The sequence below is a fragment of the Streptomyces sp. ERV7 genome (genome assembly GCF_001653515.1).
Lineage (GTDB): Bacteria > Actinomycetota > Actinomycetes > Streptomycetales > Streptomycetaceae > Streptomyces.
On sequence record NZ_LYOY01000029.1, the window covers coordinates 1077976 to 1094207 of the forward strand.

The following is a 16232-nucleotide window of genomic DNA, read 5'->3' on the forward strand; positions in this document are numbered from 1 at the left end:
CGTAAGCGCCGGGTCGGACAACCGAGCCTGCCGCCGGGTGGAGGTCACGGCGGTACTCGCGGCGTACGGGCGGCGGTTCCCGTACCGCAGCGGGAGTACGCCCGGCGGGCGCCCGCTCAGCCGAAGGAGGCCCGCTCCAGCCAGAAGTCCAGGAGCCCGGCGTCTCCCAGGACCTCGACCCGGGGGCTGTCGGCGGGAAGCCGCCGGTAGAAGACGCTGAGGACGTCGGTGAGCGGGCCGCGCAGGGCCACCGTGGCCTTCTCGTGGCCGCGCCGCCAGCTCACCCCGTCCTCGCCGAGCTCGATCAGCCACTCGGCGCCGGGCGCGTCGGTGGCGTGGAGGTGGATGCTGCGGCCGGGGCCGCGCAGTTCGGCGGCGGCGGGGGCCAGCTTGGCGGCCTGGACGTAGGTGACGATCTCCAGCCACTCGTCGATCGTGTCGGCGGCCACCTCCGGCGCGAGCACGTACTCCGTGCCCACGGTCAGGGCCGCGTCCGCGCGGTGGACGACCGTCTCGTGGGTCATCCGGCGCGCCCAGAACCCGGCGGTCGCCTCGCCCGCCCAGGTCCAGGCGGCCTGGTCGGCCCCGGCCGTCCGCAGGGTGTCGGCGCAGAGGGCCGCGCCCTCCGCCAACCAGGCGTCCAGCGCCTCCGGTTCGTCCTTCTCGGGGCCGTCGAAGGCGGGGACGCGCTCCTGGGGGACGACGGCGGTGGACTTCGTACGGACGATCTCGGCGATCCAGCGGTGGGCACCGCCGACGTGGACGGCGAGCTCCCTGAGCGTCCAGTCGGGGCAGGTCGGTACGGTGACGGAGAGCTCGGCACCGGTCAGGTGGGCCCTCAACGCGTCGGTCTGTCGCAGGATTTCGGAACAGTAGAAGTCGTGGTCGAGAGGCGAGTGCGCGGCAGTCATACCCAAACCCTAGGCGGGGCCCGCCCGTTGCGTCCCGCGGATGAACCGCCGAATCCGGACAGACCCCGCCGGGGTACAAGGCTCAGGCCTGCTCGTCCTCGGGAATGCTCACCAGCCACCGCGTCTCGCGGCGCGGGCGCAGGTAGAACGCCCAGTACAGGGTGGCGACGGCCGTGATGCCGCCCGTCCACAGCAGGTACCGCGTCTCCTGCTGGGTGAGGATGTACGCGAGGACGGCGATCAGGACCACCGGGACCGCGGGCCACAGCGGCATCCGCCAGGCGGCCGTCTCGCGGTGCCGGCCGCGGCGGCTGAGCAGGGCGGCGACCGCGACCAGCAGGTACATGCCGGTGACCGAAACGCCGGTGACGCCGTACAGGGTGTCGAGGTTGACGAAGCACAGGGCCGCGCCGGGGACGCCGACCAGCAGGGTGGCCACCCACGGGGAGCCGAACCGGCCGAGCCGGGACAGACCGCGGTTGACCGGCTCGGGCCAGGCCTTGTCGCGGGCCGAGGCGAACAGGACGCGGGAGTTCTGGATGACCATCACGATGCCCGCGTTGACGATGGCGAGGGCCACGCACAGGCTGACGAAGGTGCCGACGGCCGAGTTGGACCAGGCGGTCACCATGCCGCTGATGTCGCCGGAGGTGAGCGCCGAGAGATCGGAGGCGCCCAGGGTGATGGCGACGACGGGGACGAGGATGACGGCGGTGGAGATGACGAGGGTGGCGAGCACGGTCCGGGCCACGTTGCGGCGCGGGTGCTCCAGCTCCTCGGAGAGGTAGACGGCGGTCGAGAAGCCCTGGGTGATGAAGAGGGCGATGGCCAGGCCCGAGACGACCATCATCGCGGTGACCGTGGAGTGCGTACCGCCGTCCGCGGCGACCGTGCCGTGGACGAGGGAGGAGGCGCCGCGCTCGCTGTGGGAGAAGCCGAGGACGGCGACGACGGCCGCGGCCACCACTTCCAGTACCAGGAAGATGCCGGTGATCCAGGCGTTGGCCCGCAGGTCGAGCAGTCCGGCGAGGGTGGCGAGCAGCATCACGCCGCCGCCGGCGACGGGCGCCGGGATGTGGACGAGCGGGGCCAGGTAGTCGGCGGTGCCCATGGCGATGACCGGGGGGACGATCATCACGACGAGCAGGGAGAGGACGAACACCAGCCAGCCCGCGAGCCGTCCGGCGAGCGTGGAGACCATCGCGTACTCACCGCCCGCGCTGGGGATGAGGGTGCCCAGCTCCGAGTAGCAGAACGCGACGCCGATACAGAGCAGCGAGCCGATGGCGATGGTCAGCGCGGTGTAGGTGCCGAGGCTGGAGAAGAGGTCGGGCACGACCACGAAGAGGGTCGACGCGGGCGTCACGCAGGAGAGCGTGAGCAGGGTCCCGCCCACGACGCCGATGGAACGCTTGAGCTTCTTGGGGGCCTCGCCCGTGGCCGGGGAGAGGACGTGGGGCGGGCTGAGCGTTTCGGTCATCGATGTGCGTCCGATCGGCGGGTGGGGGTGTGAGCGGGGAGCGCTATCGACCTCCGGGTGGTGCTCCGGGGCCCGTCCGGCCCCGGTGGTGAGTGGTGGGTCGCTCCCGGGCCGCCATTTCAATCTCCACGCGATCCGCAGGTCAATAGCTGTTCACCTACGGAATTCATCGTCCAGACGCCCTTCCGGCACTGATCCGGCGTTAAGAGCGCAACAAAAGCGCATGATCGGCCGGTACGGGAATCGCAGCCCCCGCGCCGAAAAAGTTTGCGGGATTCCGTATGTCGGAACCGCCTTGGCACCCCGTGCCAGGCCTGCGGTTACCCGTGGTCACCGCCTCGCGTCAGCCGGTGTGCCCGAGCGCCTCGACCAGCGCCGGGACCGGGCCGGCGGGCGTGCGCGGGTGCACCGCCTCCGTACGGTGGACCAGACGCGGCGCGCGGACCCGGACCGCGACCGTCCCCGGCTCCCCGGCCGCCGCCGTGAGCCCCGTCGCGACGAGCCCGTGCCCGGCCGCCACCAGCCGCGCCAGGCCCCGCAAGTCGCTTCCGCCGTACGCCAGTCGGGGCCGGAAGCCGTCGGCGTGGGCGGCGGCGCGGAGCTGGGCGAGCGGGACGGCGGTGTCCGGCGCGTCGATCCAGTGGGCGTCGGCCAGGTCCGCCAGCCGCAGTGCCGCCCGGCCCGCGAGCGGATGTCCGGCGGGCAGCAGCACCGCGAGGGGCTCCTCGGCGACCGTCACCGTCACCATGGGCCCGGCGTCCGGCAGCGGCAGCGGGTCGTTGGGCGCGGCGGCCCCGTCCACCAGGCCCAGGTCGGCCTCCCCGGTCACCACCGCCCGCACCACCTCGCCCGGGCCGAGCACCCGCACCCCGGCCGCGAGCCCCGGCGCGGCCCGCCGCACCCGGGCGAGGGCGGCGGCCAGGGAGGGGGTGAGCGCGGCCGGGGTGCAGACGACGGTGAGGCTGGTGGTGCGCACGGTGTGCAGCCGGGCGAGATCCGCGCGGGCCGCGTCGAGGCGCAGCAGCAGCGGCCGGGCGTGCTCCATCAGCCGCTCCCCCGCCGCGGTCGGCCCGACCGGGCGCCGCTCCACCAGCTTGGCGCCGAGGTCGGCCTCCAGGGCCGCGATGTGCTGCGAGACGGCCGACTGCGTATAGCCGAGCGCCTGGGCTGCGGCCGAGAAGGAGCGGTGCTCCACGACGGCGACGAGGGTGCGCAGCAGATGCGGATCCATGCGCATCAGTATCACTGATACCCGGTACAGGGATCATCGTTGGACGCGATGGGGGCGGGGCTTCGAGGATGGGCCCATGACGGATGAAGACCACGAGACCGCCCGCACCGCCCGGCTCGCCCTCGTCGGCGACCGCTCCCCCACCGTCCGCTCCCACACCCGGATCCCGCTCCTCCTGGACGCCCTGCGCGAGCGCGACGGGCTCGATCTGGACGCGTACTGGATCCCCTCGGAGGAGGCGGCCGAGGGCCTGGCCGGGTTCGACGGGATCTGGCTGCTGCCGGGCAGCCCGTACCGCAGCGAGGCCGGGGCGGTGGCCGCCGCGCGCACGGCCCGGGAGCAGGGCGTTCCCTTCCTGGGCACCTGCGGCGGCTTCCAGCACGCGCTGCTCGAATACGCCCGCGATGTCTGCGGCCTGACCGACGCCCGGCACGCCGAGAACGACCCGCAGGCGCTGCCCGGGGACGCGCTGATCGTTCCGCTGGCCTGCTCGCTGCTCGGCCACGAGGGCACCGTCGAGCTGGCGCCGGGCTCACTGGCCGAGCGGCTCCTGGGCGCCGAGCGGACGGTGGAGCGCTACCACTGCTCCTTCGGCCCGGACCCCCGGCACCTGGACACCCTGCGCGCGCACGGGCTGCGCTTCAGCGGCACGGACGGCGAGGGCGCCGTCCGCGTCGCCGAGCTGCCCGGCCACCCGTTCTTCCTGGCCACGCTCTTCCAGCCGGAGCTGTACGGGGACGGCACACGGCCGCACCCCGTGGTCCGGGGCTTCGCGGCCGCGGCCGTACGGCACGCCGGGTAGCGCGCGTCCGGGGCCCGTGCTCAGTGGTTGCGCGGGAAGCCCAGGTCGACGCCCGCGGGGGCGTCGGAGGGGTCCGGCCAGCGGGTGGTGACGACCTTGCCGCGGGTGTAGAAGTGCGTGCCGTCGTTGCCGTAGATGTGGTGGTCGCCGAAGAGGGAGTCCTTCCAGCCGCCGAAGGAGTGGTAGCCCACCGGCACCGGGATCGGCACGTTGACGCCGACCATGCCGGCCTCGACCTCCAGCTGGAAGCGGCGGGCCGCGCCGCCGTCACGGGTGAAGATCGCGGTGCCGTTGCCGAACGGCGAGGCGTTGATGAGCGCCAGGCCCTCGTCGTACGACTCCACGCGCAGCACGCACAGCACCGGGCCGAAGATCTCGTCCCGGTAGGCGTCGGCGGACGTCGGCACCTTGTCGAGCAGCGACAGGCCGATCCAGTGGCCGTCCTCGTAGCCCTCGACGGTGTAACCGGTGCCGTCCAGGACGACCTCGCTGCCCTGGGCGGCGGCGCCCGTGACGTAGGAGGCGACCTTGTCGCGGTGGGCGGCGGTGATCAGCGGGCCCATCTCGGAGGCCGGGTCGTCGCCGGGGCCGATCTTGATCTTCTCGGCGCGCTCGCGGATCTTCGCCACCAGCTCGTCGCCGATCGCGCCCACCGCGACGACGGCCGAGATGGCCATGCAGCGCTCGCCCGCCGAGCCGTACGCGGCCGAGACGGCGGCGTCGGCGGCCGCGTCCAGGTCGGCGTCCGGCAGGACCAGCATGTGGTTCTTGGCGCCGCCGAGGGCCTGGACGCGCTTGCCGTTCGCGGAGGCCGTGGTGTGGATGTACCGGGCGATCGGGGTGGAGCCGACGAAGGAGACGGCGGCCACGTCCGGGTGCTCAAGGAGGCGGTCGACGGCGACCTTGTCGCCGTGCACGACGTTGAAGACGCCGTCGGGCAGCCCGGCCTCGCCCAGCAGCTCCGCGATCTTCATCGCCGCCGACGGGTCCTTCTCCGAGGGCTTGAGGACGAAGGTGTTGCCGCAGGCGATGGCGAGCGGGAACATCCACATCGGCACCATCGCCGGGAAGTTGAACGGCGTGATGCCCGCGACCACACCGAGCGGCTGGCGCAGCGAGGCGACGTCCACCCGGCTGGCGACCTGCGTGGACAGCTCGCCCTTGAGCTGGACGTTGATCCCGCAGGCCAGATCCACGATCTCCAGACCGCGGGCGACCTCGCCGAGCGCGTCCGAGTGCACCTTGCCGTGCTCGGCGGTGATCAGCTCCGCGATCGCGTCGCGGTTGGCGTCGAGGAGCGCGCGGAACTTGAACAGCACCGTGGTGCGCTGGGCCAGGGAGGACTGGCCCCAGGTCGCGTACGCCTCGCGGGCGGCGGCGACCGCCGCGTCCACCTCGTCGGTGTTCGCGAAGGCGACCTGAGTCGTGACGGCGCCGGTCGCGGGGTCGGTGACCGGGCCGAACGAACCGGACGCGCCCTCGACGATCTTGCCACCGATCCAGTGGTTGACGGTCTTCGTCATGACAGGAAACTCCTTCAGAGATGGCGGCGTCGGGCTGCGACTTGCCGGTCGTACTCCTCGCGCGCCTCGACCGCCGACGAGCGGGTCGCGGTCTCGGCCACGGGAACATCCCACCACGCCTGCGCCGGGGGCGGGCCCGACACAGTGTCTGCCGTTTCGGTCTCGACGTAGACACATGTAGGACGGTCCGCCGCACGGGCGGCCGCGAGGGCTTCGCGCAGGTCACGAACGGTCTTGGGGCGCAGTACGGCCATCCCCAGGGAGGCCGCGTTGGCCGCCAGGTCCACCGGCAGCGGCTCGCCCGTACAGGTGCCGTCGGGCGCCTTGAAGCGGTACGCGGTGCCATAGCGCTCGCCGCCGACCGAGGCGGAGAGACCGCCGATCGAGGCGTATCCGTGGTTCTGCAGGATCACCACCTTGATCGGCAGGTTCTCCTGCACCGCGGTGACGATCTCGGTCGGATTCATCAGATACGTGCCGTCGCCGACCAGCGCCCACACCGGGCGGCCGGGCGCCGCCAGGGCCACCCCGATCGCCGCCGGGATCTCGTATCCCATGCAGGAGTAGCCGTACTCGACGTGGTACTGGTCGCGCGAGCGGGTCCGCCAGAGCTTGTGCAGATCGCCCGGGAGCGAGCCCGCCGCGTTGATCAGGATGTCGTCGCCGGTGACCAATGTGTCGAGTACGCCGAGGACTTGGGCCTGGGTGGGGCGGGCGTCCTCGTCCTCGGGCGTGTAGGCGGCGGTGACCCGGTCCTCCCAGGCGGCCTTCGCCTCGCCGTAACCGGTCGCGTAGGCGGGGGCGACGCGGTACTCGCCGAGGGCCTCGGTGAGCGCTTCGAGGCCCGCGCGGGCGTCCGCGACGAGCTGGAGCGCGCCCAGCTTGTGGGCGTCGGCGCCGTTGACGTTGAGCCCGACGAAGCGGACCGAGGGGTTCTGGAAGAGGGTGGAGGAGGCGGTGGTGAAGTCGGTCCAGCGGGTGCCGACCCCGAGGACGACATCGGCCTCGCGGGCCAGCGAGTCGGCCGTTGCGGTCCCGGTGTGGCCGATGCCGCCGACGTCGCACGGGTGGTCGTACGGCAGTGAGCCCTTGCCCGCCTGGGTGGCGGCGACCGGGATGCCGGTCCGCTCGGCGAAGCGCCGCAGGGCGTCCTCGGCGCGGGCGTGGTGCACCCCGCCGCCCGCGACGACCAGCGGGCGCCGGGCGGAGCGCAGCAGGGCCGCGGCCTCGGCGAGCTCCACCGGGTCCGGCTGCTGGGCCCGCACCCGCCACACCCGCCGCCGGAAGAACTCCTCCGGCCAGTCGTACGCCTGCGCCTGTACGTCCTGCGGCAGCGCCAGGGTGACCGCGCCGGTCCTGGCCGGGTCCGCGAGCACGCTCATCGCGGCGAGCGCGGCCGGGATCAGCGCCTCGGGCCGGGTGATCCGGTCGAAGTAGCGGGAGACGGGACGCAGGCAGTCGTTGACCGACACATCGCCCGCGTACGGGACTTCGAGCTGCTGGAGGACCGGGTCGGCCGGGCGGGAGGCGAACACGTCGCCGGGCAGCAGCAGCACCGGAAGGTGGTTGACGGTCGCCAGCGCCGCGCCCGTGACGAGGTTGGTGGCGCCCGGCCCGATCGAGGTGGTCACCGCGTGCGCCGAGAGCCGCCCCGACTGACGGGCGTGGCCGACGGCCGCGTGCACCATGGCCTGTTCGTTGCGGCCCTGGTGGTACGGCATGTCGCTGCCGGGCTCCAGGAGCGCCTGGCCGATCCCGGCGACGTTGCCGTGGCCGAAGATCCCCCAGGTGGCGGCGATCAGTCGCCGCTCGGTCCCGGCGCGGGCGGTGTACTGCCGGGAGAGGAAGGCGAGCAGCGCCTGCGCGGTGGTCAGACGCCTGGTCGTACCGCTCATCGGTAGCCCTCCGCATGGTCGGGGTGGAAACTGATCCGCCACTCGCGTGCGCCGGGGCCCGCCATCACGTTCAGGTAGTACATGGGGTGCCCGGGTGCGGCGATCGAAGGGCCGTGCCAGCCGTCGGGGACGAGGACGGCGTCGCCGGTGCGGACCTCGGCGAGCACCTCGGCGCCGCCCGGCCGCGAGGGCGAGACGCGCTGGTAGCCGAAGCCGCGCGGGGTCGCGAACTCGAAGTAGTAGATCTCCTCCAGCTCCGACTCCCGCCCGGGCACGTGCTCGTCGTGCTTGTGGGGCGGGTAGGAGGACCAGTTGCCGCCCGGGGTGATCACCTCGACGGCGATGAGCCGGTCGCAGGCGAAGACGTCGGCGGCGGCGAAGTTGCGCACCTCGCGGGCGCTGACGCCCGAGCCGCGCTGCTCCACGGGCACCTCCGGCGCGGGGCCGCGGCGAGCGGGGAGTCGGCGCTCGCACCTCGCTCCTGCCAGGGCGAAACGGCCTCCCGCGCCGGAGGCGATCTGTGCATGGGCGTCGCGCGGGAGGTAGGCGAAGTCGGAGACTCCGGCGAACACGCTCTCCCTGCCCAGCAGTTCCAGGGTCCGGTCTTCCACCTGTACGGTGCAGCCGCCGTCGAGGGGCAGCAGGATCCACTCGCTGTCGCCGGTGGCGAAGGAGTGCTCCCCGCCCGGCGCCAGCTCCAGCACCCGCAGCCCCGAGTAGCCCCAGCCGGCCCGCTCGGGGCCGATGTCCAGGGCGTACTCCTCACGGGAGGCGCTCCGGGCCCGTACGAACAGCTCGTCCTTGTGCTCGTCCATGCCCGATCCCTACCCCTTCAGCAGCCCGGCGGCGATGTCCACCGCGCCCGCCACGTCGCCGTCGGCCGGATAGAGCAGGGTGCGCCCGGCCACCAGCCCCTGCACGGTGGGCAGTCGCAGCGCGCCGCGCCACTTCTCGTACGCCGCCTCCTGTTCCTCCGGCGTCCTGCCGATGTCCCCGCCGAGCAGCACGGCGGGCAGTGTGGTGGTCGCCATCACCCGGGCCATGTCGTCGGGGTCCTCGGTGACGGGCACCTTCAGCCAGGTGTACGCCGAGGTGCCGGCCAGTCCGGAGGCGATGGCGAGCGAGCGCGTCACGGCGTCCGCGCCGAGATCGTTCCGCAGCCGTCCGTCGCGCCGGTGACAGATGAACGGCTCCACGAAGACCGGCAGTCGACGTTCCGCCATCTCGTCGATGGCGCGGGCGGCCGAGTGCAGCGTGTCGAGCGAGCCGGGGTCGTCGTAGTCCAGGCGCAGCAGCAGCTTGCCCGCGTCGAAGCCGAGCCGGGCGAGGTCCTGGGCGCGGTGGCCGGTGAAGCGGTCGTCGAGCTCGAAGGCGGACCCGGCGAGCCCGCCCCGGTTCATCGACCCCATGGCGACCTTGTCCTCCAGGGCCCCCAGGAGCAGCAGGTCCTCCAGGATGTCCGCGCTGGCCAGCACCCCGTCGACGCCGGGCCGGGACAGCGCCAGACAGAGCCGCTCCAGCAGGACGGACCGGTCGGCCATGGCGAACGCGTCGCCGCCGACGCCGAGCGCGCCCCGGGCGGGGTGGTCGGCCGCGACGATCAGCAGCCGCCCGGAGTCCCGCACCAGCGGACGCCGCAGACGCCGGGCGGCCGCCTCCGCGACGGCCTCGGGATTGCGGGTGCGCACCCGGGCGAGCTCGCCGGGGCTGATGGGGATGCTCACGCTTCTCCTCCCGCGAGTACGCGCTCGACCTCGTCCGGGAAGGGCATCGCGGAGGAGCAGGCGAGCCGGGAGGCGACGATCGCGCCGGCGGCGTTGGCGTACCGCATCAGCTGCCCGGTGTCCCAGCCGGCCAGCAGCCCGTGGCAGAGCGCCCCGCCGAACGCGTCCCCGGCGCCGAGCCCGTTGACCACCTCGACGGGGACGGGCGGCACCTCGGCGGCGCCGCCGTCCCGGTGGACGGCGAGCACCCCCTCGGGCCCCCGCTTCACCACGGCGAGCTCGGCCCCGGCCGCGAGCAGCGCCCGGGCGGCGGCATGCGGCTCGCGCTCCCCGGTGGCCACCTCGCACTCGTCGATGTTGCCGACGGCGACGGTCGCGTGGCGCAGGGCCTCGCGGTAGTACGGCCGCGCCTCGTCGGGGTCTCTCCAGAACATGGGCCGCCAGTCGAGGTCGAGGACGGTGGTGCCGGTGCGGGCCCTGGCGGCCAGCGCCGCCAGCGTGGTGGACCGGCTCGGCTCGACGCTCAGGCCCGTGCCGGTGACCCAGAAGATCCGGGCCGCGCGGATCGCGTCCAGGTCGAGGTCCGCCTCGTACAGCTCCAGGTCGGGGGCCTTGGGCGCGCGGTAGAAGTAGAGCGGGAAGTCGTCCGGCGGGAAGATCTCGCAGAAGGTGATCGGGGTCGCGAGGCCCGGCACGCCCTTCACCCAGCGCGCGTCGACCCCGAACTCGCCCAGCTCCGTGCGCAGATACTCCCCGAAGGGGTCCTGGCCGGTGCCGGTGATCACAGCGGTGCGGCGCCCCAGCCGGGCCGCCGCGACCGCCACGTTCGAGGGCGAGCCGCCGAGGAACTTGCCGAACGACGTCACCTTCGAGAGCGGCACGCCGGTCTGGAGCGGGTAGAGGTCCACCCCGATCCGCCCCATGGTGATCACGTCGTACGGAACCGCCTCCATGCACGCCCCCTTCATCGGCGACCCTGGGCCTGTCCGGCGGTCCCAGGTCTAGCCGCCCCGGACCGGCCCTGTCAATCTTTTGTCCTTACATTCGGACGTAGCCTTGACACCGTTCCGGCGCCCCCGGAAGGCTGGTTCCCATGACGACGGCCAAGACTCGCATCCGGATCGGCTCGGCCCCCGACTCCTGGGGCGTCTGGTTTCCCGACGACCCCCGCCAGGTCCCCTGGTCCCGCTTCCTCGACGAGGTCGCCGGGGCCGGCTACGGGTGGATCGAACTGGGACCGTACGGCTATCTCCCCACCGACCCGGCGCGCCTCGCCGACGAGACCGCGCGCCGGAACCTGCGCGTCTCGGCCGGGACCGTGTTCACCGGGCTGCACCACGGCCCCGCGGTGTGGGACACGACCTGGGAGCACGTGGCGGACGTGGCCGAGCTGACCCGGGCGAGCGGCGCCGGGCACCTCGTCGTCATCCCGGCGTTCTGGCGCGACGACAAGACCGGCGAGGTCCTGGAGAGCTCCACGCTCACCGCCGCGCAATGGCGCGACCTCGCCGGGCAGACCGAGCGGCTCGCCCGCGAGGTGCGCGAGCGCTACGGACTGCGGATCGTGGTGCACCCGCACGCCGACACCCACATCGACAGCGAGGAGAACGTCGCCCGCTTCCTCGACGCCACCGACCCCGACCTGGTGAGCCTGTGCCTGGACACCGGGCACTACGCCTACTGCGGCGGCGACAGCGTCAAGCTCATCGAGACGTACGGGGAGCGGATCGGCTACCTCCACCTCAAGCAGGTGGACCCGGACATCCTGGCCCAGGTGCACGCCGAGGAGCTGCCGTTCGGGCCCGCCGTGGCCCGCGGGGTGATGTGCGAGCCGCCCGCCGGGGTGCCCGCGCTCGAACCGGTCCTGGCCGCGGCCCAGGCGCTCGACGTCGACCTGTTCGCGATCGTGGAGCAGGACATGTACCCGTGCGATCCGGACCGCCCGCTGCCGATCGCCACGCGCACCCGCGCGTTCCTGCGCTCCTGCGGGGCGTGAGGCGATGACCACCGCACCGCTCGGGATCGCCGTCGTCGGCACCGGCAAGATGGGCGCCGACCATGTGCGCCGCCTCACCACCGTGACCGGCGGGGCCCGGGTCGCCGCCGTCGCCGACATCGACGCCGAGCGCGCCAAGGAGGTCGCCGGCCCGATCGACGGCTGCACCGCCCACACCGACCCGGCGGCCGCGATGGCCGCGCCGGGCGTCGACGCGGTCCTGATCGCCTCCTCGGGCCCGGCCCACGAGCCCGCGCTCCTGGAGGCCTTCCGGCGCGGGCTGCCCGTGCTCTGCGAGAAGCCGCTCACCCCGGACCCGGGCGGGGCCCTGCGGGTCCTGGAGGCCGAGACCCGGCTGGGGCGGCGCCTGGTGCAGGTGGGGTTCATGCGGCGCTACGACGCCGAGTTCGCCCGCCTCAAGGCGCTGCTCGACGAGGGCGGGCTGGGGCGGCCGCTGTTCCTGCACTGCCGCCACCGCAACGCCTCCTCCCCCTCCTTCTTCACCACCGAGATGCTGATCCGCGACTCCGTGGTCCACGAGGTCGACGCGGCCCGCTGGCTGCTCGGCCAGGAGCTCACCGCCGTCCAGGTGCTCCGCCCGCGCCCCTCCTCGTACGCCCCGGAGGGCCTGGGGGACCCCCAGCTCGTGCTGTTCGAGACGGCGGGCGGCGCGGTCGTCGACGTCGAGATCTTCGTCAACTGCGGCTTCGGCTACGAGGTGCGCTGCGAGGCCGTCTGCGAGCGCGGGGCCGCCTCGACCGGCGCCGGGACCGGCCCGGTGGTCCGCTCCGGCGGGCGCTGGGGCGGCGAGCTCCCGCAGGACTTCACGGCCCGCTTCGCCGACGCGTACGACCGCGAGGTGCAGGCGTGGGTCGACGCCACCCGGCAGGGCCGCGTCGAGGGCCCGAGCAGCTGGGACGGCTATATGGCGGCCGTGGTCTGCGAGGCGGGCGTACGGGCCCAGCGCTCGGGCGAGCGGGTGAGCGTCGAACCGGCCCTGGAACGGCCGGGGCTGTACGCGTAGCCGGGCGGGGCGGACTCGTACCCGAAGTGGCAGCGCCGCGCTCCCAGGGGGCGCGGCGTTGCGGTTTCGCGCGCCGGGGGCGTGCCCCGGCCCCTCCCGGACGTCCCATTCATCACCCCTGTCACAACCGTCCCCTTCCCGTCACACATGTCTCCATTACGCGGGTCTTGCGTCACAGAGAGTCGACAGCCGCACCCCTGCCTTCACTCTCCGTCGTTCAACGGGCACAGGCTGAGTGATCGTCAAGTGCCCGCGCCCAGCTCCCCCGACGGCCGCCGGACCGCCGCTGCGGCGCACGCAGGGAGGTGCCCACCATGACCGACCGACGGCTCTGGTCGTACAAGGAGATCGCCGCACACATCCGCGTACAGCCGGACACGGTCCGCTCGTACCGCAAACACGGGCTGCTGCCCGCCCCCGACCTCGTCGAGAACGGCAAGCCCTTCTGGTACGCCGACACCATCCGCTCCTGGGTCGCGCGCCGCCCGGGGAACCGCAGCCGCAGGGCGAACGACTGACTGGGGGGAGGCGGAGGGGGGTACTGGATTAATACCCCCTAGGGGTATAACGTGGATCCTGTCAGTGGGCCTCGGGCTTCCCGTGACCCTCTGGTGCACCATGGATCCGTACCGCCCCGAAGAGGAGAACCCCATGACCGCCGAGACCGAAGCCGCCACCGCCACGACCGGCTCCTGCTGCTCGCCCGCCGGCTCCTGCCACAGCGAGGGCCCGGCCGACGTCCAGGTCGGCTCCGTCACCACCGTCTACCGGGTGTCCGGCATGACCTGCGGGCACTGCGAGGGCGCCGTGTCGGGCGAGATCAGCGAGATCGCGGGGGTCGGATCGGTGAAGGCCGTCGCCGCGACCGGTGAGGTGACCGTCGTCTCGGCCGCGCCGCTGGACGACGAGGCCGTCCGCGCGGCCGTCGACGAGGCCGGCTTCGAGCTGGTCGGCCGGGCCTGAGGCCCGATCTTCCTCTTCCGGGCCGTACGTCGAGCGCATCCGCGCCGTACGGCCCGGTCTCTTTTCAGGAGCCCACGTGGAAACGAACACGGTGGAAACGCACACGGTGGAAACGCACACTGTGCAAACACAGACGGTCGAGCTGACCATCGGCGGCATGACCTGCGCCTCGTGCGCGGCCCGTATCGAGAAGAAGCTGAACCGGCTGGACGGGGTCGAGGCGACCGTCAACTACGCGACCGAGAAGGCGAAGGTCGCCTTCGGCGACGGGGTCGAGGTGGCCGGTCTGGTCGCGACCGTCGTCAAGATGGGGTACACCGCCGAGTCCCTGGCACCGCCGGAGCCCCCGCCGTCCGCGGCGGCCGAGCCCCTGACCGCCCCGGAGGCGCACCGGCCGGAGCCCGGCGCACCCCGCGCCGACGCGCGGGCGGAGGCCGAGGGCGCCGCCGGGAGCCGTGCGGCGCGGGCGCTCGCCGCGCTGCGGCAGCGGCTCCAGGTCTCGGCCCTGCTCGCCGCGCCCGTCGTCCTGCTCGCCATGGTCCCCTCGCTCCAGTTCGACAACTGGCAGTGGCTGAGCCTGACGCTCGCCGCGCCGGTCGTCGTCTGGGGCGGACTGCCCTTCCACCGGGCCGCCTGGGCCAATCTGCGCCACGGCTCGGCCACCATGGACACCCTGGTCTCCGTGGGCACCCTCGCCGCCTTCCTCTGGTCGCTGTGGGCACTGTTCTTCGGTGACGCGGGGATGCCCGCGATGCGCCACGGCTTCGACGCCACCGTCAGCCGCGCGGACGGCGCGTCCACCATCTACCTGGAAGTCGCCGCCGGGGTCGTCACCTTCATCCTGCTGGGCCGCTATCTGGAGGCCCGCTCCAAGCGGAAGGCGGGCGCGGCCCTGCGGGCGCTGCTCGAACTCGGCGCCAAGGACGTGGCCGTCCTGCGCGGCGGCACCGAAGTACGCGTTCCCATCGGCGAGTTGCGGACCGGCGACCGGTTCGTGGTGCGGCCCGGCGAGACGGTCGCGACCGACGGGACGGTGGTGGAGGGCGCATCCGCCGTGGACACCTCCATGCTGACCGGCGAGTCCGTCCCCGTCGACGTGAGCGCGGGCGACGGCGTCACCGGCGCCACCGTCAATGTCGGCGGCCGTCTGGTCGTCGAGGCGACCCGGGTCGGCGCGGACACCCAACTGGCCCGGATGGCCCGTCTGGTGGAGGACGCGCAGAACGGCAAGGCCGAGGTCCAGCGCCTGGCCGACCGCATCTCCGGCATCTTCGTCCCGATCGTGCTGCTCGTCTCGCTGGCCACGCTGGTGGGCTGGCTGCTCGCCACCGACGACGTCACGGCGTCCTTCACGGCCGCCGTCGCGGTCCTGATCATCGCCTGCCCGTGCGCCCTGGGGCTCGCGACCCCGACCGCCCTGATGGTCGGCACCGGCCGCGGCGCCCAGCTCGGCATCCTCATCAAGGGCCCCGAGGTCCTGGAGTCCACCCGCCGCGTCGACACCGTCGTCCTCGACAAGACCGGCACGGTCACCACGGGCCGGATGACCCTGTACGACGTGTACGCGGCCGAGGGCACCGACGACAAGGAGGTGCTGCGCTACGCGGGCGCCCTGGAGCACGCCTCCGAGCACCCCATCGCCCGCGCGATCGCGGACGGCGCCGCCGAGCGGGCCGGGGAGCTGCCCGTGCCCGAGTCGTTCCTGAACCTGCCGGGGCGCGGGGTGGAGGGCGTGGTCGAGGGACGCGAGGTCTTCGTGGGCCGGGGCGTCGAGCTGCCCGCCGCGCTGGCGACCGCCAAGGAGGCCGCCGAGGCCGAGGGGCGCACGGCGGTCGTGGTCGCCTGGGACGGCGCCGCCAAGGGCGTGCTGACCGTCGCCGACGCGGTCAAGGAGACCAGCGCCGAGGCGGTGTCGCTGCTGCGCGGCCTCGGGCTGCGGCCGGTGCTGCTGACCGGGGACAACCGGGCGGTGGCCGAGTCGGTGGCGGCCCGGGTCGGGATCCCCGCCGAGGACGTCCACGCCGAGGTGCTCCCCGAGGACAAGGTCGACGTGGTCAAGCGGCTCCAGGCCGAGGGCCGTTCGGTGGCGATGGTGGGCGACGGCGTCAACGACGCGGCCGCGCTGGCCACCGCCGATCTGGGCCTGGCGATGGGCACCGGCACGGACGCGGCGATAGAGGCGTCCGACCTGACCCTCGTTCGGGGGGATCTGCGGGTCGCGGCCGACGCGATCCGGCTCTCCCGGCGGACCCTGTCGACCATCAAGGGCAACCTGTTCTGGGCCTTCGGCTACAACGTGGCCGCGGTTCCGCTCGCCGCGGCGGGCCTGCTGAACCCTATGATCGCGGGCGCGGCTATGGCGTTCTCGTCGGTCTTCGTGGTAACCAACAGCCTACGGTTGCGCTCCTTCACCTGATCTCCACAAAGAGAGCTAGATCACAGAGATTATGAGGTAACCATCGGGCCGGTTCGGGAGTCTAAGTGGTCGATGCCGAGGACGTCTTGGGGGACGTCCATGGAATGTCTTGGGGGACGTTCCAGGCAGCGCGTTGGCCGGGGCACGTACAACGGGGAGCTTTGAGCGGCCCACCCGTTACGTACGTACCCCGGCAGACCGCCGGACTCCCGGCCGGATCCCGTGGGGGGAATCCGCACCGGGTATAGGGGAAGCGCCCCGCCCGCC

At 73.3% G+C, this 16232-nt stretch carries 14 protein-coding genes; 6 read left to right on the plus strand and 8 right to left on the minus strand.

The features are described 5' to 3' along the window. Nucleotides 1–116: 116 nt before the first annotated feature. The 3 genes from A8W25_RS11225 to A8W25_RS11235 all read right to left on the minus strand — a co-directional run bounded on the left by A8W25_RS11225 (nt 117) and on the right by A8W25_RS11235 (nt 3622). Nucleotides 117–911 (minus strand): maleylpyruvate isomerase family mycothiol-dependent enzyme, encoded by a 795-nt coding sequence (locus A8W25_RS11225; protein ID WP_067159223.1) that lies wholly within the window; start codon nt 909–911, stop codon nt 117–119. Nucleotides 912–993: 82 nt separating this feature from the next. Next, a complete protein-coding gene (locus A8W25_RS11230; RefSeq protein ID WP_067159226.1) occupies nt 994–2391 on the minus strand; it encodes an APC family permease in 1398 nt (465 codons plus the stop codon). A gap of 343 nt (nt 2392–2734) precedes the next feature. Beyond that, nucleotides 2735–3622, minus strand: coding sequence for a LysR family transcriptional regulator (locus tag A8W25_RS11235; RefSeq protein ID WP_067161034.1), 888 nt, complete (start codon nt 3620–3622; stop codon nt 2735–2737). 76 nt (nt 3623–3698) lie between these two features. On the opposite strand from A8W25_RS11235, the gene A8W25_RS11240 reads away from it, so the two are divergent. After that, nucleotides 3699–4424, plus strand: a complete 726-nt coding sequence (locus A8W25_RS11240; RefSeq protein WP_067159229.1) for a glutamine amidotransferase-related protein — start codon at nt 3699–3701, stop codon at nt 4422–4424. Nucleotides 4425–4444: 20 nt separating this feature from the next. Here A8W25_RS11240 and mmsA read toward each other — a convergent pair whose 3' ends face one another. From mmsA to iolC, 5 genes are read right to left on the minus strand one after another with little or no spacing between them, the layout of a single operon-like run. Then, a complete protein-coding gene (mmsA, locus tag A8W25_RS11245; protein WP_067159232.1) occupies nt 4445–5947 on the minus strand; it encodes a CoA-acylating methylmalonate-semialdehyde dehydrogenase in 1503 nt (500 codons plus the stop codon). A 14-nt stretch (nt 5948–5961) separates the two neighbouring features. Next, complete coding sequence (gene iolD / locus A8W25_RS11250) at nt 5962–7842, minus strand: 3D-(3,5/4)-trihydroxycyclohexane-1,2-dione acylhydrolase (decyclizing) (RefSeq protein ID WP_067159235.1); 1881 nt, start codon at nt 7840–7842, stop codon at nt 5962–5964. Beyond that, nucleotides 7839–8657: a 5-deoxy-glucuronate isomerase gene (gene iolB / locus A8W25_RS11255; RefSeq protein WP_067159239.1), complete on the minus strand. Its 819-nt coding sequence runs from the start codon at nt 8655–8657 to the stop codon at nt 7839–7841. Before iolB ends, iolD begins: the two co-directional genes overlap by 4 nt. A gap of 9 nt (nt 8658–8666) precedes the next feature. Further along, nucleotides 8667–9560, minus strand: a complete 894-nt coding sequence (locus tag A8W25_RS11260) for a Cgl0159 family (beta/alpha)8-fold protein (RefSeq protein ID WP_067161038.1) — start codon at nt 9558–9560, stop codon at nt 8667–8669. A gap of 2 nt (nt 9561–9562) precedes the next feature. Next, nucleotides 9563–10519, minus strand: a complete 957-nt coding sequence (gene iolC, locus A8W25_RS11265; RefSeq protein WP_067159242.1) for a 5-dehydro-2-deoxygluconokinase — start codon at nt 10517–10519, stop codon at nt 9563–9565. A gap of 140 nt (nt 10520–10659) precedes the next feature. Here iolC and A8W25_RS11270 point away from each other — a divergent pair, with 140 nt between their 5' ends. The 5 genes from A8W25_RS11270 (at nt 10660) to A8W25_RS11290 (ending at nt 15965) form a co-directional block, all read left to right on the plus strand. Beyond that, complete coding sequence (locus A8W25_RS11270) at nt 10660–11562, plus strand: sugar phosphate isomerase/epimerase family protein (protein WP_067159245.1); 903 nt, start codon at nt 10660–10662, stop codon at nt 11560–11562. A 4-nt stretch (nt 11563–11566) separates the two neighbouring features. After that, nucleotides 11567–12586, plus strand: coding sequence for a Gfo/Idh/MocA family protein (locus A8W25_RS11275; RefSeq protein WP_067159249.1), 1020 nt, complete (start codon nt 11567–11569; stop codon nt 12584–12586). Between the two features lie 314 nt (nt 12587–12900). Next, nucleotides 12901–13104, plus strand: coding sequence for a helix-turn-helix transcriptional regulator (locus A8W25_RS11280; RefSeq protein ID WP_067159252.1), 204 nt, complete (start codon nt 12901–12903; stop codon nt 13102–13104). A 133-nt stretch (nt 13105–13237) separates the two neighbouring features. Further along, a complete protein-coding gene (locus A8W25_RS11285) occupies nt 13238–13549 on the plus strand; it encodes a heavy-metal-associated domain-containing protein (protein WP_067159256.1) in 312 nt (103 codons plus the stop codon). Between the two features lie 157 nt (nt 13550–13706). Continuing rightward, complete coding sequence (locus tag A8W25_RS11290; protein ID WP_079126039.1) at nt 13707–15965, plus strand: heavy metal translocating P-type ATPase; 2259 nt, start codon at nt 13707–13709, stop codon at nt 15963–15965. Nucleotides 15966–16232 lie beyond the last annotated feature (267 nt).